This window comes from Alteromonas gilva (genome assembly GCF_028595265.1).
In the GTDB taxonomy this organism is placed as follows: Bacteria; Pseudomonadota; Gammaproteobacteria; order Enterobacterales; family Alteromonadaceae; genus Alteromonas; species Alteromonas gilva.
Map to the genome: position 1 here is coordinate 928,166 of NZ_JAQQXP010000001.1, position 21,497 is coordinate 949,662.

Consider the following 21,497-nt stretch of genomic DNA (forward strand, 5'->3'; position numbering starts at 1 on the left):
ATGCGAATAATAATAATTTAAGTAGTCAGGATCCTCGATGATCAAATTTGAGCAGGTAAGTAAAACCTACCCCGGCGGACAACGGGCGTTGTCCAAAGTGGATTTTCATATCGCGCCAGGCGAAATGGCCTTCTTAACGGGCCATTCCGGTGCCGGTAAGAGCACGCTGCTTAAATTAATCAGTATCATGGAACGCCCGACTGTTGGCAGGGTATTGATCAACGGTCATGATCTGAATGTTATTCAACGCCGCCAGATCGCCTACATACGTCGCGACATCGGTATGATTTTTCAGAGTCACCAACTGCTGATGGACAAGAGTGTGTTTGACAATGTGGCCTTGCCGCTGGTGATTGAAGGTTACAGCCATAAAGAAATTGCCAAGCGCGTGGACGCGGCATTAGAAATGGTTGATTTGCGCAATAAAGCGCGCAATTTACCCATAACGCTGTCGGGCGGCGAACAACAGCGGGTGGGGATTGCGCGCGCGGTCGTTAACAAGCCGCCGCTGCTGCTCGCTGATGAACCAACCGGCAACCTCGATCCTAAGCTATCAATGGAAATTATTCGCTTATTTGAAGATTTTAATCAGGCTGGGGTGTCGGTGTTAATCGCCACTCACGACTTAGGCTTGATTGCCCGCATGCGTTACCGCACCCTCACTCTCAAAAACGGTAAAATGATTACCGATGGCCTGACTGACCTGGAGGATGAAGAGTGAGTATATTATTTAAGGGGCGCAGCCAGGGCGCCAGTTCGCGCAAAGTTAATGTCGGCCAGCGCTTTATCATGTTCTTTGTTAATCATGTGCGTCAGGCTCTGGGCAGTTTAGGCGACCTGTGGCGCCAACCTGTAGCCTCGCTGATGACCATCGGTGTGCTGGGGTTGAGTATTACACTGCCAAGCACTTTGTATATATTGGTTAAGAACACCGAAAAGATCAGCGCTGGGTGGGAACAGGCGGCCGAAATATCGCTGTTTTTGAAAGCCCAAACCAGTGCAACCGATGCTCAACAACTCATTACCCGACTACAGACGTGGCCAGAGATCGACAAAGTCATCTATGTGCCCGCCGATGACGCACTACAGGAATTTCAGCAGTTATCCGGCTTGGGAGATGCGGTGAAGTATCTCGAATCAAACCCTCTGCCAGATGTGGTTTTAGTGACGCCGGGCGAAAAACACACGGCGCCCACAGCAGCGAAATTATTGCTGGAAAAGCTCCAGCAGCAGCGAGAAGTTGATCTTGGCAAGCTCGATATAGAATGGTTGGAACGACTGTATGGCTTTTTACAAATTGCCACCGAAATGGTCACGATCATCGGGATATTGCTATTTGTGGCAGTGATTCTTATTGTAGGTAATACCATCAGGCTGAATATCCTTAATAAGCGCGATGAAATACTGGTGATGAAACTGGTAGGTGCCACAGACAGCTTTATTCATCGTCCGTTTTTGTATACTGGCTTCTGGTATGGGCTGCTGGGCGGTGTTATCGCATGGATGGCTGTGATCCTTATATTGTGGTGGATGGATAGCAGTATCCAGGCTTTTGCGAGCCTTTATGACAAGTCTTTCCATATTACCGGGCTGACGGGCAATGCCTTACTGACCATGCTGTTTTTGTCGGTCATGCTGGGGTTAGTTGGCTCACTGATTTCCGTGCAGCGCCATGTGCGTCAGATAGAACCCCGTTAAACGCAGTACCATCTTATCCACCTACTTAAAAGCAATTGTGTGCTATATGCGACACATGCTTTCCTTATTTATCATACATATCATGCAAAATTGGGCGGGTAGCGCGCGAATTATGCCGCTGCGGCCGGCCCTAAGAGTGCGTAATCGTCGCTAAAATGCCGTTATTGTTAATTTATTGTTTTTTGTGTTGTCATTTTTTAACAATTGATCAACACTATAATAGTAATATAATACAATAGGATTAAACGGGATGAGATTACCTTTACTTGGAAGGGTTCTTTGCGTATTAGCGCTGGGCTTTTGTGGTGATTACGCTAACGCAATTGACAACGGTGTTTACACTATAACCTCTAAACACAGCGGCAAGCTGGTGGAAGTTGGCTCGGCCAGCCTTGATGATGGCGCGAACGTCATTCAGTGGTCTGCCAACGGCAATAACACCCAGCGGTGGCTGATAGCCGAACAGTCAGATGGCTATTACAGCGTCATTAACCTCAATTCAGGTAAAGCGTTAGAGGTTTATGACTGGCAAACTGCCAATGGTGCCAACGTCGCGCAGTTTGAAGATCAGGGCCTTGCCAGTCAGCGCTGGCAAATTAACGAACTCGGTGATGGTTCGGTCAGTTTTATCAATAAACACACAGGTAAAGCGTTAGATCTGTATGGGTTTGACACCTCAGATGGCGCTAATATCTCTCAGTGGGAATATTGGGGAGGCGATGCACAGCGCTGGGAATTAACCAAGCTGGCAAACGTGGAAAACGCCCCTTTTGATCCCTCTACTACCAATGGCGCTGCCAACCACTGGCCACTGACCGGTAGCCTGGTCACACACGATCCAACCCTGGCATATGAAGATGGTATGTGGTGGATTTTCCAGACTGGTCCAGGCATTGCCGGTAAGTGGTCTGACGATGGCGTTACCTGGAACGACGGCCAGGCTGTATTTCCTAATGGCTTATCCTGGTGGGACAATTACGTACCTGATCACGATGGTATAGACGTCTGGGCGCCAGACCTAAAGCAATATAACGGTCGTACATGGTTGTATTATTCTATTTCTACCTTTGGTTCCAGGGTTTCAGCAATTGGTTTAGCCTCAGCGCCCAGTATTCTTAGCGGTAACTGGCGGGACGATGGTTTGGTTGTTAACACCACCAATAGTAACAACTATAACGCCATTGATCCTGAGCTGGTGGTGGCTGAAGACGGTAGTCCCTGGATGGCATTCGGGTCTTGGAATTCAGGTATCAAGGTGACACGCATTAACCCTGTTACCATGAAACCTTTTGGCTCTTTATATAGCATTGCCAGTCGCTCCGGCGGTATTGAAGCGCCGGCCCTGATTTACCGTCAGGGTTATTACTATCTGTTTGTGTCACTGGGCAAGTGTTGTGATGGGGTAAATAGTACCTACCGGATAGCTTATGGCCGTTCCACCGATATTCGTGGGCCGTACCTGGACAAGAACGGTCAGGATATGATGCAGGGTGGCGGCAGCATTCTTGATGCAGGCAATTCTCAGTGGGTCGGTCCGGGCGGTGAAGATATTGTGAACACCGACGTGATGGTACGCCATGCGTATGACGCCACCGACAATGGCGTACCAAAATTGCTTATCAGTACGCTTAACTGGGATAGCAACGGCTGGCCGCGTTACTGAACGCTCAACACCGCATACATTAAATGTATGCGGTTATCGTTTCCAACCAATAAGTGGTGTTGTGAAGTCATTCACAATGCCGCTTATTTTTAACGCATCCCCTGAACATTTATCAATCCTTGCCATACCCAATAATACAAGTAAGATCTTAGCTTTCGCAGGGAGACCTTCCGCACACCGTGAACTTCTTGGCACATTTGTTTTTAGCTCAACCGACAGCAGACTCCTACTTTGGGAACTTGCTTGGCGACTTTCGTCGCGGTGTGGATGTTAGTACCTACCCGCAAGCAGTACAAAGCGGGGTGGCCAACCATGTTCATGTCGATAGGTTTACCGATAATCATCCGTTCGTTAAAACGGCAAAAAAACGGGTATCAGCCCGACGTCGTCGCTATGCCGGGATTATGTTGGATATCCTGTTTGATCATTTTCTGATTAAACACTGGCAGCACTATTCTCAGCAATCATTGAACAACTTTTGTTGTGACGCTTACCACCGCCTCGACAGCCGTCTGCACGTGATGCCTCAGCGAATGCAGGCCGTAGTAAACAGTATGCTTAAATATCGCTGGTTAACTACTTATAACCACCTGAATGGGGTCGATAAAGCTCTTGACCGCACCGCCGAACGCATTCGTTTCAGGCACAGTTTTCATGGCAGTATCGAGGAGGTGCATGCCCATTACGCGGAGTTTGAAGAGGTGTTTATGGCGTTCTTCCCAGAACTTATCGAATCGGTTCGCACTCACAATATTGAGTCGGAATAAGGCTACGCACTGCCTGTTCAGGCAGTATGCTAAATAACATTTACGCCACCCGGGGTAGGTTAACCGGCGCTAATCGGTGATGATTTTTCTGGGAAAATAAGAAGACACGGTTTGCCGCACGCCGTTGCCCCAGACAATAGCCTGATTGTACAGGCTATGCAGGTGTTTTTGGTCGATGTTGAGTTCTTTGGCCTCGCGAATAACATTCATCCATAAGGCGCCTTCAAACGCCCTGACCAATTTGAGATAATGGTTAAATTCTGATGACTGAGACAGCAGCGCGTCATTAATTTCATCTGTTAGCGGCAATTGGCGAAGTATGTCGGGCATTTCCTGATCGAGCAGCGCATCAAGTAACGAAAACAGACCGATGAGAAACCCGATCGGCGGATCGGAATGAATGCCACGCTCTTCGGCCAGCAAATCAAAAAACTTTGCTCTGACCAACGACATATGCAGCAATTCCAGCGGTTTTTCATCACCAAGCTGAGCCATTGCTAACAGCGCAATGAACTTTTTAATCTCGACCTCACCCATATAATTCAGGGCATGCTTGAGGGAAATAATCTTATATCGTTTGTTGATTGTGGGATTATTAATGAACTTTAACAGCAAAAAGGACAGCGCCGCATCACGCTCAATAATCTGGTTAATACGTTCGAGGTTAAACTGAGAACTTGCGCTTTCCCCCATCAAGTCAACCAGGTTCATTTTTGAGGCAGGCAGCTGGCGTTGAATTGTTGCTTCAGGTTTGGCAAAAAAATAGCCCTGGAACAGATCAAACCCTAAGTCGCGACACACAACAAAGTCGTCGTGATTATTGACGTTTTCTGCGACCAGTTGAATATTGGACTGCAAAAAGCGCGGTATGTTCTTCTCAATAACGCTGTAATTGGCTTTGTTGACATCGACTTTAAGAATATCAATAAGCGGAAATATAGAATGCTGTCCACTGACCATAGCCGGATCATCAATAGCGAGCTTAAAGCCAAGCTGTTTAACATGCTTGCATGCATCGATTAACGCCGATTGGTGTTCCTGATAGTCAGATAACTCAATGACCACGGAATCTGGTGTGATCGCGGGGGGCAAGCCCGTAATGATGGTGTCACTGTGAAAATTAATAAACGAGGTTTTGTTGCAGCATATGTCATCAAGACCGAGTGTGTAATGGTGCTCAATGATGTAGCGGCTCTTTTCTTCTGAATGAACAGGGTAAGCGCCTGACTTGCCATCTCTGAACAGCAATTCATAACCGAATAAATCTTTCTCACGGTCGAGGATTGGCTGACGAGCAATAAAAGCGAACATGTAATGATTACCCTTATATCATATCTTAAATAGATAGTTTTATGCTTAAAACTGTACCCGAAGGTTAAAGTTTGATCCATCTTTTGTTATGCCGCAACGCCATATTTATGCTTGCCATCTTTATCTTATGAGTGCGCCAGTCGTTATAATCAGCGCCATTAAGCAGGCTGCACTACTGCAGCATCGCCTACGCTGTCTACGTGGACTAGTATCGCGGCAGCACATTCACCTCTGCTGCGGCATTACCGGCAATATTTGCGCGTTCAACAGCCGGTAAACCTCCCTCAATCTCCTCATAATGTTACTCAACGTAATGCGGTTGTGCTCATTGCACCAGTGCTATTGAATAGACGCTAACGATTAGCGACTTCAGCTTATGTATTGCGCTTTCGCACTCATAAAAGTACGTTAAATAAACGATTACATATAAATGAAACTTTTTTGTATAAATAGGGTCTTGTATTATAGGTATAGAGACATTATATATACTGTTTGATTGAACAATCTGAAGGTCGGTGACCGCTGTATTTATACATTGTTTAATCTTTGCACATGCTTCGCACAAGAGTGTTTTTTTGCTATAATAATGTGCTTAGGATTTTTTTGAGGTGACTATGAGCGTGACTACAAGCAAAAACTTGCAATCAATGGCGCTGTCTGTACCGCACAATGGAAGTATTGAAGGGTATATTCAGGCAGTAAGTACGATTGATATGCTCACCGCCGACGAAGAACGCGAGTTAGCGTTTCGCCTGCGGGAAGATGAAGACATCGACGCTGCGCGTAAACTAGTAATGTCTCACCTTCGTTTTGTTGTACATATTGCTAAATCTTATTCAGGATACGGGTTGCCACAAGCCGACCTTATCCAAGAGGGTAACATTGGCCTGATGAAGGCGGTTAAGCGTTTCGACCCGACCGTAGGTGTTCGCTTAGTATCATTTGCCGTGCACTGGATCAAAGCTGAAATCCATGAATTTGTGCTTAAAAACTGGCGCATCGTAAAAGTGGCAACAACCAAGGCACAGCGCAAATTATTCTTTAACTTGCGCAAAGCTAAAAAACGTCTTGGCTGGTTTAGTCACGAAGAAGTGCAAACCGTGGCCAGAGAGCTGGGAGTCAGCACCAAAGAAGTGCTGCAAATGGAAGCACGTATGAGCTCTCAGGATCAGGCTTTTGATTTGAGCGCCGACGATGACGAAAATTCTAATTTCGCGCCGGTACAGTTCCTCGAAGATAAATCTGAAGACGTAGAGTCCACGGTCATTAACGATGATTGGGATAGTAACGCCACGAAGCGTTTGCATTCAGCGATTAAAACCCTGGATGACCGTAGTCAGGATATCATTGAGACACGTTGGTTAGCCGACAATAAAACCACGCTGCAGGATTTGGCTGATAAGTATCAGGTGTCTGCAGAGCGCGTTCGTCAAATTGAAAAGAACGCAATGAAAAAGCTACAGGCTGCGATGGTTGCCTAAGCGATTCCAAGCGAATGTTATTTATGAAAAGCGCCGTAAGGCGCTTTTTTTATGGCTAATTTAAGGTAAGAACAATCATCACAAGTGCTGCTTAAAGCGCTAACTCGAGGCAGTAGGTGGGAGCGAGCGCTTACTACTTATTAAGCTGTAGAGTTTATGAGGGGCTAGCCGTGCTTTGCCAGTCATGCTGGCTAACGAATAGGCGGGGTGATGGTGTTGAATGCGGGCCGTGTTAATAGTCCTAATCGGCGGGTAATCGTCTTAAAACCTGCAAACCGAGCGCTAAAACTAAAAACGCCCGACTATGTTATCGGTCGTTTCACAATGCGTTGATGGTATGCCGGGGACCCGGCATACCAGTGAGCTGCAGGCTAGTCTTTTTCAGTTGCCAGGTAGTTAATTAACTCGATGCGCTCTTCAGTGGATGCACCGCGGGTAAACTGCACTTTATACTTACCATTCACAATAAATGTCGGAACAGAACGCACTTCAGCGCGATAGTCTTCAACGATTTTGTTGTTTTTACCCAACATCGAGCGAACGCCAAAACTGGTCGCCAGTTTGTCAAACTGTTCGCCGTCAACGCCGTTGATCACAAAGATATTGCGAATGTCTTTGAGCCCGGTAATGATGGCGCGTTGGCGGTGAATATAATTAAAAATGGCACCGCTTAGCTTATCTTCTTGCTTCAGCGCTTTTGCCATCAGCATGCCGGTAGTCACCTCATCCTGCACTTCCTTGCTGGCATTAGGCATAAAGTTAACGTGGACTTTCTCGAATTTTACGCCCTGCTCAAGCCCGGCCTTAAGATCCTTAACGAATGGCTCAGTACGATAGCAGTGTGGGCACCAGTAAGAGAAAAACTCCACTACCTGTGGTGAATCACTTAATGGCTTGTTAAGTACTTCATAATGAGTACCTTCCTGCCATTTGTCAGCAGCATAAGCGTGCAGTGGAACCAACATTGCCAGTACAGCCCATAAAGCAAACTTCTTCATTCGGGTATTATCCTTCATTGCAAATCAATATAAAAACGCAGAGTACCACAGCGGTTTTTATTCGCCTAGTCGGTGGCGACCAGGCGACGTTTATCACGATTAACGCGCGACGTTAAAAGCGGTAGCTGGCCTGTGCCAGGTAACGTCGCTCGGTGCCACTGTAACCTACAATGTCTTCGTACTCCTGCGCAAGTGCGTTATCGACTCTCAAACCAAGATCCCAGTGTGTAGTTAGTGCATAACTCACGTTCATACTGACTAACCAATAGGGATCCAGATCCAGGGTCTGTGCCGATGCCGGCCACGGCGGATAAAACGTATCCTTGCGTACGCCGGTATAGTCAGCCTTAATATAAGCAGACAAACCCTGAACCGGCAGTGAATGACGGTAGATGATTGAACCGGTATGATTGGGGCGGCGCAGTTCCACGGTTTGATTGCTACCGTCGCCCTGACTTGCATCGAGGTAGGTATAATGAGCAGTGAGCTGCCAGGTGTCAGCGACCCACTCAACCGAGGCTTCAAATCCATCACGGCGTGAATCTTCGGTTGTATTAGCCACCGAGCTTAAGCCACTGTCAGCATCCCAAATGCTAACGATTTCCTGCTCAAGGCGAGTTGAATACACACTCAGCTGCGCGCTGAGCTCATCGGTAAAAGCACTGCTCAAGCCCAATTCATACTCGCGGCTTTGTTCGGGCTGCAATTCAGGGTTACCGATAAAGCTTGCCGGATAATAGCCGTACAGTTCGGTAAAACTCGGGGTTTTAACCGCCTGGCTAACGCTGGTAAATACCGATACCTGTCTGGTTAAGGAGTAGCGTGCACCGGCTCGGTAACTCCAGGCTTTGTCGAAACGCTCATTGTCATCATAACGAAGGCTGAACTGGGTGCTAAGCTGCTCAGTTCCCCAGCCAGTGAGTTCGGCAAAGACACTGGAAGTGTTATCGTCACCGCGATAATTGGGATCGCCATAGGTCGCCGGGCCGCGTTGTTCAAATTCACGCTTTAATAACTCAGCGCCAATGGCAAAATTTGCGACATCGGCATCAAAAAAATGGGTCCAGTTAAGCTGTTTACGTTCGCCAGTTGTGCCGCCCGCATCAACACCATCGGTAAGGTTGTCGTTATCGTCTTTATGATACTGCGCTTTGATCTCACTGCGATAGCCCAGTTGCGGCACGCTAAAATGCCATTGCACCGATGAAGTGAGTTGCTTGCCGTCAGTGACGTTGTCTGCATCGGCAGGCAGCCCCGTGGAGAAGTCTGTGGCGTCATAATCGTTTTGGTAGTCTACCACGCGTACACTGGCACTGAGCGAGTGTTGGCTGGCTAACTGCCAGTTGAGGCTGGCGCCAGCGGTGGTGTTGCGGTATCCATCATCTTCGGTACCGGTTCGCGATACGTTGTCGCCATCGGTTTTGAAACGATTGGCATAAAATGACGCACTCAGGTTATCGACATTATGGCTGGCTGATACGGCGCCGCGATAGGTGCCGCCATTGCCTGCCGCAGCGCTTAACGAGGCTGAATCTGATGGCTGTGTGTGGCCTTTGGTTGTGATACTCACAACACCGGCTACCGCGCCGCTGCCCCATAGCGCACTTTGCGCGCCACGCAGGAGCTCAACTTTGGCAATGTTGGCTGCCGTAAGGTGGGCAAAATCGACCAGGCCACCCTGGCTTAGGTCGTTAACAATCACACCATCAATGAGTACTAACAGGTGGTTAGTTTCGCTGCCGCGTAAGCGCAGCTCAGCCAACGCGCCCGGGCTGCCGGACTGGCTGATACTGATGCCAGGCATTCCACGCAGCAGATCGGTAAGTTGGGTGGCCCCGGAAGCCTGAATATCGGCTTCGTTGAGAACGGTTACGGAAGCGGCTAAATCACTTAAGTTTACCGGTAAACGAGAGCCGGTAACGGTAATGGTTTCTACTGCAGAGTCCTGGGCACAGGCAAAGTTTGCTGCGCATGCCAGTGCGATGGCGCAGGGAATAGTTCGAATTGTCATAAATTGTTCTCTTGTTGCACTCCCGCCGAGCGCTAAGATGAATGAAAAGCGGCGCGGTGCCGCCGTCGGGCAAAGGCCGGTCTCCGGGCTCTCAAACCTATTCAGATCGTTTCCGACCACAAATATTTATTCCCGCCTTCCCAACTAAATGGTGGCGTAGGGGAATCGCAGCTAACTGCGTGATTACCGTTGCGGGGGCAGCGTGAGACTTTCACTCACTTCCCGATTATCCTAACGTGAAAGTGTTAGGCACCTTTGCGGGCGTGATTATATCGGCATGCACCGTAAACCGATAGATTTAAAAGTGAAAAGATATGGCTAAGTTGCAAAGAACCGCTGTTTTTAGCTGCAGGCTGACAGGCGTAAGCCTTTAGCGTTAATAGTAGGGGCCAAGGGTGAGTGGCGGTTCCTGTAAGGCGGAAAATTGCTCTTTGAGGGCAAGGATCTGTTGTTCCCAGTAGCGCTGCTCGGCGAACCACGGAAAGGCACGTGGAAAGGCCGGATCCTGCCAACGGTCAGACAACCACGCCATATAGTGTACCATTCGCATGGCACGCAGGGGCTCAATTAAGGCCAGCTCACGGCTGTCAAATTCGCAGAACTCTTCGTAAGCTTCAATGAGCGTTTCCAACTGCAGCTGTTGTTGCGGTCTGTCGCCATTGAGCATCATCCATAAATCCTGTACCGCAGGCCCCATACGACTGTCATCCAAATCGACAAAAGTCGGTCCGTCACGCCATAAAATATTACCGGCATGACAATCGCCATGCAGGCGAATCAGTCCAAACGGTTTGTATTGATTCGTCGCCAGGGTAATGACCTGATCAAGAATGGTAAAAAACGCGGTGTGCAGATTCTCTGGCACCAGTGTGCTTTGCGCCAGAGTCTGGCGCGGACGCGTTAAATAGCTTTCAATGGTAATGGTAGGGCGATGGGCAAAAGGGGTACTGCTGGCTACTTTGTGCATCCGGCCAATAAAGCGGCCCATCCATTCAAGATGATCCAGGTTATCCAGTTCAAACTGACGGCCACCTACCGAGTCGAACAGGGCAAACCGGTATTGATGCGCGGCATGCAGGGTTTCACCGTCATGGGCTAATGGCGCCACCACCGGAATTTCAGCATCAGCCAGGGCCTGGCTAAAGGCATGCTCTTCGAGGATTTGCTCGTTAGACCAACGGCCCGGCCGATAGAACTTTACGACATAGCGCTTTTGTTCATCACTTAAAAACTGATACACACGGTTTTCGTAACTGTTGAGTGCCAACAGGCCGGACTGCGGATAAATGCCGCACTGTTCAAGTGCGTCAAGAATCGTATCGGGTGACAGTTCGGCAAAAGTAAAGTCACTCTCTTTCATGGTTTCTCTATCGGTAAAGGAATTTGGAAGGCTCACTGACCTCAACGATACTGCCATCAGCTTCCGTTGTTGACACATGAAAGTAAATTTCAGTGACCCGCTCTGATAAATTTTGCGGGTCGGTTGCCACTGATATGGGCAAACTATACAGTTCGCCGCCTGCAACAGTCACAACTTGTTCACCAATGTACTCGTATTCGGGGAAACCTTCTACCTTAATCGTGTAGGTATGCGTGGATTGTGATTTGTTTAGCACTTTTAAGGTGTATACATTTTCAATATCGCCGTTGTTATTTTCACGGTACAAGGAGTTGCGATCGCGGATGATATCAACCTCAAGCGGTACGCGGGTGACAATATCTGCCAACAGTAAACCAGTCATTACCAGCAACACCACAAAGTACCCAATCAGCTTGGGGCGCAGGATTCGTGTGGTGCCGCCAGCCAGTTCATGTTCGGATGTGAAGCTGATGAGCCCTTTAGGGTAATTCATTTTCTCCATGACGCCATTACAGGCATCTACGCAGGCACCGCAGTTGATACACTCGTACTGCAGTCCGTTGCGAATATCAATACCGGTGGGGCACACCTGCACACACAGGTTGCAGTCTATGCAGTCTCCCAGGCCTTTGTCGGCCAGCTCGCCGTGATCCAGTTTACGGGAGCGGGGGCCGCGCTGTTCACCACGGTTTGGATCGTAGGACACAGTAAAGGTATCTTTGTCGAACATTGCAGATTGAAAGCGCGCATAAGGGCAAATGTGCGTACACATAATTTCACGCATCCAGCCGGCATTTGCATAGGTGCAAACGGTAAAAAATATCACCGAAAATCCAGCCCAAAAGCCCACGTCGAATGTAAAGAAGTTAATAAATAGCGAGCCAACAGGCGTGAAGTAGCCAACAAAGGTCAGTGAGGTTAACAGTGCAACAGCTATCCAGGCCGAATGTTTCGCTGTTTTACGTAAAAACTTGTCTACGTCCATTGGACGCTCGTCAAGCTTAATACGCTTATTACGATTACCTTCACATTTTTCTTCAAACCAGGTGTAAATGTATGTCCAGGTAGTTTGGGGACACATAAAACCACACCATACCCGGCCAGCAAAAGTGGTAACAAAAAACAGCGCAAAGGCTGATACAATAAAGATATATGCTAACAATGTCAGATCCTGCGGCCACAATGTTAGCGAGAAAATGGTAAAACGCTGATCAACGATGTTAAGCAGTACAGCCTGGTGACCGTCGTACTGAATCCACGGTACTGCTGCAAATAATGCAATAAAGAAGAAACCAAAAAAACGCCGGAAACTTTCCAGCGGGCCTTTAACTGCGCGAACGTATATCCGGCTGCGCGAGTTGTATCGCTTAGACTCATCAACCTTTTTTGGCTTGTGAACTTTTACCGGACTCACGTTCTTCACCGGAATTTGATCGTTCATTAGACTACCTTTATTTGAACAGAAGAAGATTACGGTAGTAGTTTACCAAAGGGTATATTAATTTTAATTAATATAGATCAAACACAACCACTAACGTCGCTCAGAATTCACTGCGGCGCATAGTCTATAACATTTCATACCGTTGCACACATAGTGCCACCTGATGAGTTTTAGGTTTATACTTATCTGGCAAGAGACGCGCTCGTGAGACTGACTGTCGCGGGACTATAACGCTTTTATAACTAAGTATAAAAGACATGATTTTTTTACATGTCGTTGTTGAGTAAACTCATCCTATTAGTTTAGGAGTATCGTCAGGTATGTTTCGTTCAGTTGTACTGATCATTGAAATCTCAATTTTAGTGGTGGTGTTGCAGTTACCCTTCGTCCAGTCTTTGTTCGCGGATGTTCAGGTCAGTCTGAGTGACTGGATGACCGAAATCGCGATGCGCGAAGAGCGAGCGCAACTTGCTGATATCAAAAAAGGGATTGCGGCACAGTATTCAGCTATGCGGCCTTATCAACAGGAATACGTTGATTCAGTACTGTCGACACGAGCGCAAACCATGTATTTTTATCATGCGTACTGTATCAACAATGACATTAACCCTTATGTCTATGGCGCGACACTGGCATCAATGTGCACCGAAATTGATAGCTCCGCCATTTTAGGCTCCGGTCAGAAGGACGCTTAGCATGACAATCGACAGGCCCGTCCTCTTTTCCCGTTCAGAATCTGTTCAGTGAGCGGGTACTATTTTTGGATTAAACTTTTTAGCGTTATTGTGTTCTAACTACCCAATAACGGCGGAATTGCGTTAATGTGTTAGTCACTGATCGGAATGTCGCTATCTGTAACAGATTCAATTTCAACGTATCTGCTAGGAGTCAACAATGCAAAAATTGGCCACAAAATGGTTTGTAATCCCGGCATTAGCATGTTTATCGGGCTGGGTTTATGCCGAAGATAATTCATCGAAAGAACAACCGCTGGTAGAGATTACCTGGCAGGAGCCTGAGTCTTATACCGATGTAAAGCCAGGCAATGAATCCCGCAAACGCTTCAGAGAGCGTGTGTTCAAAGAACTGGATGAGTATTTCAATAAACTTGCTGAACAACTACCGGAAGGGCAGACGTTAAATGTAACGGTCACGAATTTGGATTTGGCCGGTCAGGTTTGGCCAACATTTGGCATGGGGGCCCGCGACATTCGCATTATTGAGTCGATGTTTATCCCGCGTATGGCTTTTAGTTATGAATTGAAAGAGGGCGGACAGGTGATGAAATCGGCTGAGGTCAGCATTAAAGATATGTCGTTTATGAACAGCACTGCGCGGTTTCGCACCAATGAGCCATTTGCTTATGAGAAATTCATGATTAAACGCTGGTTTAACCAGGAGTTCGATAGTGCTCTGGCGAGCTCGTAATGAGACTACACCGCAACTAATCTTGCTACTATAAAACCCGGCCACCGTGCCGGGTTTTTACTTTAGTCCCTGCCTGTAACACCGATATGTCCGCCTTTAAACCATAACTGATGATGACAGCATGCTTAGGGTGCTATTTCGTCGGTAAAAATGCCTTAAGCCCGCAGTAAATTGAGCAAAATAACATAGCTCAGAATCATTCGATGTGAGACGGAGCGAGAACAAATGCGTCGCGTACCGGAATAAAGGTGTCGGGCTCATGCAGTTGCGCTTGGTTTAGCTCAAAAGGGCTGACCCTTTCTATGCGGGTAATTTTGCTGCTTGCCCAATGAGGCGCTTCGAACCTGGCGGGCAAATCGGCCAGGGACACCTCACTGCGGCAATGGAACACGGGGTTGCCTGAGTCGGTATGGGTTAATAACCGGCCAACTTCTACATTCAGACCGGTTTTCTCCCACACTGCCCGGTGTGCGCCGCAGCGCGGCGACTCCTGTAGGGTAACGGCGCCGGATGGCAAGGCTAGCAACGCCGATGATCGGTGCCTGACCATTAAAACAGTGTCGTGAGTACGAATTAAACATGCCGCCTCACTGACCATGGACGACCCTGAATAGGGCGTAGCATCATGCGCCACTCTGCACATTGGCGTAGCTGGACGCTCGGGCTGGCAGCCTAAAAGCGTTAAAACCCATAAAATAGCTGTTAAACGCGCCCCCGGCTTTGCGTTATCAGGTAGAATTAAACCTCTAAAAAACATTCACTATCAGGTTCCGACGTCTGCTTGTTTTAACCAAAACGTAGCGTCACTATAGCAGGATTCATTATGGCATTGGGTAAAAAGCTGTCACCGTTGTTGTTTGGTTTGGTATTGCTGATTGGATTGCTGGCATATCTCAATTGGCCACAACAAGTCAGCGAGCAAAAAAGTGCTCAAAAACAAACGCCGGTGACGGTATTTGCGGTGGAAAAAAGACTGTTCCCGGTGACAATTGATGCGCTGGGCACTGCTAAAGCCAACGAGTCGGTAACATTGACTGCGCAGGTTACCGACACCGTTACCCGGGTCTTGTTTGAAGACGGTGATAAAGTCGACGCAGGGCAGCTGTTAGTGCAGTTAAACGATGTCGAAGAAGTGGCCAGAGTGGCGCAGTTGCAGGTAAGCCTGGAAGAAGCTAAACGCCAGCTAAAACGTATTAAAAACCTGGCCCGCACCAGTGCCGCGTCTGAGCAGTTGCTTGATGAGCAGCAAGCCCTGGTAAAGTCATTGGATGCACAAATTTCGGTGGCCAATGCACAACTTGCCGATTTGCAAATAAAAGCGCCATTTAGCGGTAGCCTCGGTATACGCCAGGTAAGTGTGGGCTCACTTCTTCGGCCCGCCGATGTGATTACAACGCTGGATGATCTCAGTGTTATCAAAGTTGATTTTAATGTGGCGGAGAATCACCTCGCCAGCATGGCGGTAGGGCAAAAAGTCACCGCGAAATCGGTAGCGTATCCGGGGCGTGAGTTCAGTGGCGAAATTGTCGCTATTGATTCGCGGGTCGACCCGGTTACCCGCTCGATTCTATCCCGTGCGGTTATCAACAACCCTCAGGCTGAGCTTCGCCCCGGCATGCTCATGCAGGTTACCATTGAAAAACAAGTGCTCGACACCCTGGTAGTGCCGGAAGAGGCGCTGGTACCCAATGCCGACAAGCAGTTTGTTTATGTGGTTGCTGAAAACAACGTAGTGCGTGAGCGTGAAGTGATAATTGGCGAACGTCGCCCGGGCTGGGTGCAGGTTGTTGAAGGACTGAACATTGGTGAGCGCATTATTATTGAGGGCACCTTGCGCGTGCGCGATGGCTCTCAGGTTAAAGTACTCAATAGCGATACATTGGAGAGCTAAATATGTGGTTATCTGATGTATCGGTAAAGCGGCCGGTTTTTGCTTCGGTAACAAACTTACTGCTTATTATCTTTGGCATAGTGTCGTTTTCGATGTTGTCGTTGCGGGAATATCCGGATATCGACCCACCTATCGTGAGTATTAATACCAATTACCCGGGGGCGTCAGCTAACATCGTTGAAACCCGCATCACCCAATTGTTGGAAGATCGCATTAGCGGTATCGAGGGCATCAAAAATATTACCTCTACCAGCCGCAATGGCCGTTCTGATATCACCATAGAGTTTGAACTCGCACGCGATATTGACGCCGCGTCGAACGACGTACGCGAACGGGTGAGCCGGGCGCTGAATAACTTGCCTGATCAGGCCGATCCGCCGGAAGTGTCCAAATCGAACTCTGATGAACAACCCATCATGTGGTTTAACCTTCGCAGTACCAACTTAAATACCATGGAGCTTACCGATTACGCTGAGCGTTATTTGGTTGACCGCCTGTCGATAGTAAACGGCGTCGCCAGGGTGCGCATTGGCGGCGGTCGGACTTATGCCATGAAAGTATGGCTCGACCGCACAGCCATGGCCGCACGGGATGTGACGGTGGCTGATGTCGAAGCTGTCATTCGCTCTGAAAACGTGGAGTTACCTGCCGGTCAGGTTGAGTCGTTAAATCGTGATTTTGAGGTGCGGGTAGCACGTAGCTTTTTAACCCCTGATGATTTTGCGGCGCTGACAGTGGCAGTTGGCGCTGAAGGTTACCTGGTCAGACTGGGCGATATTGCCAAGGTAGAACTCACCGCCGTAGAGGATGAAACCGAATTCCGTGGTGACGGGGTTAATATGATTGGCCTTGGTATCATCAAGCAATCGAAGGGCAATACCCTGGAAGTGGCCCGTGCCGCCCGGGCGCAAATCGAGCGCATCAAGCAAACGTTGCCCGACAACATTTTTATTGTCTCAAGCTACGACTCGTCGGTATTTATTGAGCAGTCGATCTCTGAGGTCTACAACACGCTCGGTATTGCCATGTTGCTGGTGGTGATTGTAATTTATTTGTTCCTGGGTAACTTAAGTGCAACGCTCATCCCGGCGATCACGGTACCGGTATCGTTGATAGCGGCGTTTATAGTGATGCTGGCGCTAGGCTTTTCAATCAACCTGCTCACGCTGCTGGCCATGGTGCTTGCCATTGGCCTGGTGGTTGATGATGCGATTGTGGTGCTGGAGAACATTCACCGCCGCATTGAAATGGGTGAGCCGGCCATACTGGCCGCGTACCGTGGTACCCGTGAAGTTGGGTTTGCCGTTATCGCGACGACAATGGTATTGATATCCGTGTTTGTGCCGTTGGTATTTTTAGATGGCAATGTGGGCCGCCTGTTTACCGAATTTGCCCTGGCCATTGCGGCTGCCGTGGCGTTTTCCAGCGTCACAGCACTCACCCTGTCTCCTATGCTGGGCTCGCTTTTGCTGCGTAAAAGCGAACGAAGCGGATTTGGTAGCTGGCTGGATAAACGTTTCCAAAAACTAGAGAGTGGCTACTACAATACTCTGGGTAAAACCATTCACCAGCCAATTATGATGGTGTTATTGCTAATACTGGCAGTGGGCGCAATCTATCAGCTCCACGAGCGTATTCCGGCCGAATTTACCCCTAAAGAAGACCGTAGTAATTTCTTTATTACCATGCAGTCGCAAGAAGGCGCCAGCTTTGAGAGCAACGCCAGAAATTTGCGTAAAATTGAAGATATTGTTATGGAATACCGCGAAGCCGGCGAACTTGACCGCGTGTTGGTGCGCGCACCAGGGTGGGGCGGTCGCGCAGGTATCGTGGTGGTAGGCGTTGTACCCTGGGATGAGCGCGACCGCAGCAGCTTTGAAATTATGGACGAAATCAGTGGGCGCTTGAGTGTGATCCCCGATGTGACCGCCTTTGCCATTATGCGCTCAGGTATTGGCGGCGGCGGTTTTAACCGGCCTGTACAGTTTGTATTGCAGGGCGACACCTACGAAAACCTTGCCGAATGGCGCGATATCCTCATAGAAAAAGCCTCTGAAAACCCCAATCTCATTCGTATTGACTCGGATTATAAGTCGACCTCACCGCAGGTACTGATTGAAATTGATCGCGATCGCGCCGCTGATTTAGGGGTGTCGATTAGCGATGTGGGCAGAACGCTTGAAACCATGCTGGGCCAGCGACGAGTATCAACCTTCCTAGACCGCGGCGAAGAGTATGACGTGATTTTGGAAGGCGTTGAGGCTGAATTCAGAAGCCCGGATAGCATAGAAAATCTTTATGTACGTTCCGGTTATACCGGCAAACTGATCCCGCTCGACAATTTACTGAGCTTTAAAGAACAGGCCACCTCAGCGCAGCTTAATCGCTACAACCGTATGCGCTCGGTGACCATTTCAGCTAACTTAGCCAATGATTATTCCCTCGGCGAAGCGCTGGCGTATCTGGAGAATATCGTGGCCACTGAATTACCCGATTCGGTTTCGATAGACTATAAAGGTGAGTCACAGCTGTATCAGGAATCAGGTAATTCCTTTGTGTTTGTCTTCTTGCTAGCGTTGTCGATTACCTATCTTATTCTGGCTGCCCAGTTTGAAAGCTGGGTGCATCCGCTGGTTATCATGATGACGGTGCCGCTGGCCTTACTGGGCGCGTTTATAGGCATGTATTTTGCCGGTATGTCACTCAATATTTATAGCCAGATTGGGCTGGTCATGTTGATTGGCCTGGCGGCCAAAAACGGTATTCTGATTGTAGAGTTTGCTAACCAGCTCAGAGACGCGGGCACAGAGTTCGAAGAAGCGCTGCGCAAGGCATCGGCGATGCGTTTACGCCCTATAGTCATGACTGGTTTTACCACCGTATTTAGCAGTATTCCACTGGTGATAGCCTCAGGCGCGGGCGCAGAAAGCCGCGCAGCAATAGGCATGGTGATATTCTCAGGGGTGCTGGTATCGGCATTTTTAACGCTGTATATCGTACCTACCGCCTATTACTGGATGGCCCGCAATACCGGTTCACCACTTAAGCGTACCCATAAGCTGGAAGAGTTAGACAAAGCTATGCCTTACGTGAAAGGCGAATAGCGCGTTGTTTTGTTAGTTGCGTTTATTGGCGCGGGCGACAACGAACAAATATCAATAAAAGGTGATATTTGGCGTTAATTCGTTTATGCTGGCTTGAATTCAAGGATGAAGCGAATGCTGAACTCAGCATTCGGCCAGCGCTGCTGAGTGCTCGCAGGAGGCGAGGTATTGTCTTGTCCTTGATGTGTTAATTTATAATCAAGGATGCAAGAACATGTGTTATACCACCCGGTTAGCTCCCCTCTCTCTTATTGCAATGTTGTCATTAACAGGTTGTTTGGAAGTCGAAGACGACACCAATCAAGAGCTTGTTGAATCATTGCGTGAACAAAACGAAATCCTGCAAGATCAAAATGACTTACTTGCTCAACAAGACCAGTTTACTGTCAGCTTTTCTGCTGTAATAAAAGATACCTATCAGGATACCAGAGTAACCAGCTCTGACATGCGGGTTCAGGTGTTGCAAGGTGATACTGTATTAGTTGATGGTATCGAAGCAACCAACGGCAAAGTGACGATTGAGGATCTGCCGCCTAGCAGCGATCTGACGCTGCTGGTGACCTTCTCTGATGGTAGCTACAGCGATCGCGCATTTTTTATGACCACCCCTGGCGCGCCAGAAAATGATGTCTATGTAGACTTAGGTGTGCTTGAGGTTTCGGTGCCGGTGGAGATCAGTTTTAGCATAATTGACCGTGACACAGGTATGCCAGTCACCGGGTTAGAGTTTAGTGGTGATTCGTACCTTGGTGTAGCCCAGTACAGTACGGCAGATAGTTATGCCCATACCAGTACCTTTGACGAAGAAACCGGCCTCTACAGCGTTACATTGCCGAAAGATTTCGCCGTTAACTTACGTGCCAATATCGATCGTGATAACAATGGCGAAGCTGACTTTAATGGGGTCGAAGGGAGCGATGGTAATATTCAAAATAATTTCCTGATGCTCTACTCGTCGGGCTTGTCTGAACAAGCCAGTTATACGCTTTATAAAGCAACAGATTATACTCTGGAAGAAAAGCAAGTTACGCTGACTCTGCTCGATGAAGATGGCAATGTGATCAGTGGTGCGTCGTTTTATAATGACGAAAATGACATTGATGCAACCTATGATGAAGCCGCGCAAGTGTATACGCTGACAATTCCTTTTGATGGAAGCTCGAGAATTACCATGCCTGTCTTTAGTGCAGGTGATGTGAGTTATCGCTTTGGTAGAATCAACTTCAACCGTATTGAAAGTTCATCTGATGCAGTACGTCGTTTAGCTGTTAGTACCAGTGGTTATAAGTCCAATAGCTACTATGAAATTATTGATAGCGAATCAGTCTCCTTAATACTGATTGCCAGCGAAACTACTGCGCAATACGGTAACATTCAAACGGTGGCTTCGTTTTTATCGACGGAAGATTATAGCTATTCGGTGTATTACTCTGAGCCAGTAACATTATCGGCCGACAGTGTGATGTTAACCTATGAGGAGTTTGAAGTCATTCCGGGTAATGCCAGCACTGAGGATTCCACACCGGCAGGTTATACCCGCGTGCAAACCGCTGAAAAAGACGCAAATGTAAGTGTTGAGCTGGCCAAAAATAACACTCAGCTTATTTTAACACCCGATTCGGAATTACTTGGCAATACGGTATATAACTACACCATTAACGAGTTAACTTCGATAGCCAGTGGCGAGGTAGTTAACCTGAACAGTGATGATAAAGCGTTTACCACCTCAGTAAATCCTAGTGATGAGGAGTTTAGTATTAGCGATGTAATATTAGATAATGGCAACTACTATTCAAACGGTGCGTTGCTGGTTGCTGAAAATACCGCGGGTGAAGCCAATACGGCAATCGAGAGCAGAGAGCGAGTTAGTTTGCTATTGCCAACCAGCATTGAGAATCTCAATTACTTTTTGATGACCTTAGTGGGTTATACTGAGAATGGTCAGGCATATACTGATTACGCTTCATATGAAATCGTCTTCGACGGTAACGTGAGGTATAGCCGTTACATTGGGCTCGATGTCGCAGAGAATGAAAACATTGTCAGAGATTCGTATTATAACTATGTTAGGGGCACGACAATGGAGTCAGGTGAGTTTAGATACATTCTTAGTATTTCTGAGTATCTCAGCGATAATAAACCTGAAAACGCTAATACCATGACCTTTCACTATGAGTACCAGACTCAGGCCGGCGTGACCGAGTCGGGAACCATCACACTGCCAGTGTTGTAACAGAGCAAATTGGTGAGATTGTTGAATCAGTTGAGATTGTTGAAATAGTCAGAATCGCCGAATTATTGTAATAATTGAAATTGGTGAAATATTGCAAAAGCCCGCGAAAGC

Annotated in this window: 16 protein-coding genes and 1 riboswitch; of the genes, 10 read left to right on the forward strand and 6 right to left on the reverse strand. The window is 48.0% G+C overall.

The genetic code is table 11. The features are described from left to right. The first annotated feature begins 37 nt into the window (after window positions 1-37). The 4 genes from ftsE (at window position 38) to OIK42_RS04165 (ending at window position 4,128) form a co-directional block, all read left to right on the forward strand. Window positions 38-721 carry a cell division ATP-binding protein FtsE gene (ftsE, locus tag OIK42_RS04150; protein WP_273638522.1) on the forward strand — a complete coding sequence of 228 codons (684 nt, stop codon included), beginning with the start codon at window positions 38-40 and terminating at the stop codon, window positions 719-721. After that, a complete protein-coding gene (ftsX, locus tag OIK42_RS04155; protein ID WP_273638523.1) occupies window positions 718-1,698 on the forward strand; it encodes a permease-like cell division protein FtsX in 981 nt (326 codons plus the stop codon). The genes ftsE and ftsX overlap by 4 nt, the downstream gene beginning before the upstream one ends. Before the next feature lie 250 nt (window positions 1,699-1,948). Further along, on the forward strand, window positions 1,949-3,361 hold the full coding sequence (locus OIK42_RS04160) for a family 43 glycosylhydrolase (RefSeq protein ID WP_273638525.1): 1,413 nt from the start codon (window positions 1,949-1,951) through the stop codon (window positions 3,359-3,361). A 179-nt stretch (window positions 3,362-3,540) separates the two neighbouring features. Then, window positions 3,541-4,128, forward strand: a complete 588-nt coding sequence (locus OIK42_RS04165; RefSeq protein WP_273638526.1) for an acyl carrier protein phosphodiesterase — start codon at window positions 3,541-3,543, stop codon at window positions 4,126-4,128. 69 nt (window positions 4,129-4,197) lie between these two features. Here OIK42_RS04165 and OIK42_RS04170 read toward each other — a convergent pair whose 3' ends face one another. Next, entirely contained in the window at window positions 4,198-5,439 is a 1,242-nt protein-coding gene (locus OIK42_RS04170) for an EAL and HDOD domain-containing protein (protein WP_273638528.1), read from the reverse strand. 614 nt (window positions 5,440-6,053) lie between these two features. Between OIK42_RS04170 and rpoH the strand changes: the two genes are divergently transcribed. Beyond that, window positions 6,054-6,920, forward strand: coding sequence for an RNA polymerase sigma factor RpoH (gene rpoH / locus OIK42_RS04175; RefSeq protein ID WP_273638530.1), 867 nt, complete (start codon window positions 6,054-6,056; stop codon window positions 6,918-6,920). Window positions 6,921-7,291: 371 nt separating this feature from the next. On the opposite strand, the gene OIK42_RS04180 is transcribed toward rpoH, so the two are convergent. The 4 genes from OIK42_RS04180 to ccoG all read right to left on the reverse strand — a co-directional run bounded on the left by OIK42_RS04180 (window position 7,292) and on the right by ccoG (window position 12,730). After that, window positions 7,292-7,918 carry a thiol:disulfide interchange protein DsbA/DsbL gene (locus OIK42_RS04180; protein WP_273638532.1) on the reverse strand — a complete coding sequence of 209 codons (627 nt, stop codon included), beginning with the start codon at window positions 7,916-7,918 and terminating at the stop codon, window positions 7,292-7,294. Between the two features lie 112 nt (window positions 7,919-8,030). Further along, window positions 8,031-9,929 (reverse strand): TonB-dependent receptor plug domain-containing protein, encoded by a 1,899-nt coding sequence (locus OIK42_RS04185; protein ID WP_273638534.1) that lies wholly within the window; start codon window positions 9,927-9,929, stop codon window positions 8,031-8,033. A gap of 57 nt (window positions 9,930-9,986) precedes the next feature. Then, a riboswitch (cobalamin riboswitch) is annotated at window positions 9,987-10,201 on the reverse strand. Window positions 10,202-10,305: 104 nt separating this feature from the next. After that, window positions 10,306-11,289 carry a serine/threonine protein kinase gene (locus OIK42_RS04190; RefSeq protein ID WP_273638536.1) on the reverse strand — a complete coding sequence of 328 codons (984 nt, stop codon included), beginning with the start codon at window positions 11,287-11,289 and terminating at the stop codon, window positions 10,306-10,308. A gap of 7 nt (window positions 11,290-11,296) precedes the next feature. Beyond that, complete coding sequence (gene ccoG, locus OIK42_RS04195) at window positions 11,297-12,730, reverse strand: cytochrome c oxidase accessory protein CcoG (protein ID WP_273638538.1); 1,434 nt, start codon at window positions 12,728-12,730, stop codon at window positions 11,297-11,299. A gap of 320 nt (window positions 12,731-13,050) precedes the next feature. Here ccoG and OIK42_RS04200 point away from each other — a divergent pair, with 320 nt between their 5' ends. Together OIK42_RS04200 and OIK42_RS04205 are read left to right on the forward strand one after the other, a co-directional pair. Next, a complete protein-coding gene (locus tag OIK42_RS04200) occupies window positions 13,051-13,425 on the forward strand; it encodes a hypothetical protein (RefSeq protein WP_273638540.1) in 375 nt (124 codons plus the stop codon). Window positions 13,426-13,624: 199 nt separating this feature from the next. Next, window positions 13,625-14,158 carry a DUF3016 domain-containing protein gene (locus OIK42_RS04205; RefSeq protein ID WP_273638541.1) on the forward strand — a complete coding sequence of 178 codons (534 nt, stop codon included), beginning with the start codon at window positions 13,625-13,627 and terminating at the stop codon, window positions 14,156-14,158. A gap of 196 nt (window positions 14,159-14,354) precedes the next feature. Here OIK42_RS04205 and OIK42_RS04210 read toward each other — a convergent pair whose 3' ends face one another. Then, complete coding sequence (locus OIK42_RS04210; protein ID WP_273638543.1) at window positions 14,355-14,801, reverse strand: NUDIX hydrolase; 447 nt, start codon at window positions 14,799-14,801, stop codon at window positions 14,355-14,357. Between the two features lie 180 nt (window positions 14,802-14,981). Between OIK42_RS04210 and OIK42_RS04215 the strand changes: the two genes are divergently transcribed. The 3 genes from OIK42_RS04215 to OIK42_RS04225 all read left to right on the forward strand — a co-directional run bounded on the left by OIK42_RS04215 (window position 14,982) and on the right by OIK42_RS04225 (window position 21,386). Further along, window positions 14,982-16,049: an efflux RND transporter periplasmic adaptor subunit gene (locus OIK42_RS04215; protein WP_273638545.1), complete on the forward strand. Its 1,068-nt coding sequence runs from the start codon at window positions 14,982-14,984 to the stop codon at window positions 16,047-16,049. A gap of 2 nt (window positions 16,050-16,051) precedes the next feature. Then, the gene (locus tag OIK42_RS04220) at window positions 16,052-19,153 is read left to right on the forward strand and encodes an efflux RND transporter permease subunit (RefSeq protein ID WP_273638547.1); all 3,102 of its coding nucleotides are present in this window, start codon (window positions 16,052-16,054) and stop codon (window positions 19,151-19,153) included. A 214-nt stretch (window positions 19,154-19,367) separates the two neighbouring features. Further along, a complete protein-coding gene (locus OIK42_RS04225) occupies window positions 19,368-21,386 on the forward strand; it encodes a hypothetical protein (protein ID WP_273638548.1) in 2,019 nt (672 codons plus the stop codon). Window positions 21,387-21,497 lie beyond the last annotated feature (111 nt).

Bases quoted from the DNA above. Each gene is read 5' to 3' on its own strand.
- OIK42_RS04180 (WP_273638532.1), bottom strand. From the start codon at position 7,918: ATGAAGAAGTTTGCTTTATGGGCTGTACTGGCAATGTTGGTTCCACTG.
- OIK42_RS04170 (WP_273638528.1), bottom strand. From the start codon at position 5,439: ATGTTCGCTTTTATTGCTCGTCAGCCAATCCTCGACCGTGAGAAAGAT.
- OIK42_RS04200 (WP_273638540.1), top strand. From the start codon at position 13,051: ATGTTTCGTTCAGTTGTACTGATCATTGAAATCTCAATTTTAGTGGTG.
- OIK42_RS04160 (WP_273638525.1), top strand. From the start codon at position 1,949: ATGAGATTACCTTTACTTGGAAGGGTTCTTTGCGTATTAGCGCTGGGC.
- OIK42_RS04210 (WP_273638543.1), bottom strand. From the start codon at position 14,801: ATGTGCAGAGTGGCGCATGATGCTACGCCCTATTCAGGGTCGTCCATG.
- ccoG (WP_273638538.1), bottom strand. From the start codon at position 12,730: ATGAACGATCAAATTCCGGTGAAGAACGTGAGTCCGGTAAAAGTTCAC.
- OIK42_RS04185 (WP_273638534.1), bottom strand. From the start codon at position 9,929: ATGACAATTCGAACTATTCCCTGCGCCATCGCACTGGCATGCGCAGCA.
- ftsE (WP_273638522.1), top strand. From the start codon at position 38: ATGATCAAATTTGAGCAGGTAAGTAAAACCTACCCCGGCGGACAACGG.
- OIK42_RS04220 (WP_273638547.1), top strand. From the start codon at position 16,052: ATGTGGTTATCTGATGTATCGGTAAAGCGGCCGGTTTTTGCTTCGGTA.
- OIK42_RS04225 (WP_273638548.1), top strand. From the start codon at position 19,368: ATGTGTTATACCACCCGGTTAGCTCCCCTCTCTCTTATTGCAATGTTG.
- rpoH (WP_273638530.1), top strand. From the start codon at position 6,054: ATGAGCGTGACTACAAGCAAAAACTTGCAATCAATGGCGCTGTCTGTA.
- OIK42_RS04205 (WP_273638541.1), top strand. From the start codon at position 13,625: ATGCAAAAATTGGCCACAAAATGGTTTGTAATCCCGGCATTAGCATGT.
- OIK42_RS04190 (WP_273638536.1), bottom strand. From the start codon at position 11,289: ATGAAAGAGAGTGACTTTACTTTTGCCGAACTGTCACCCGATACGATT.
- OIK42_RS04215 (WP_273638545.1), top strand. From the start codon at position 14,982: ATGGCATTGGGTAAAAAGCTGTCACCGTTGTTGTTTGGTTTGGTATTG.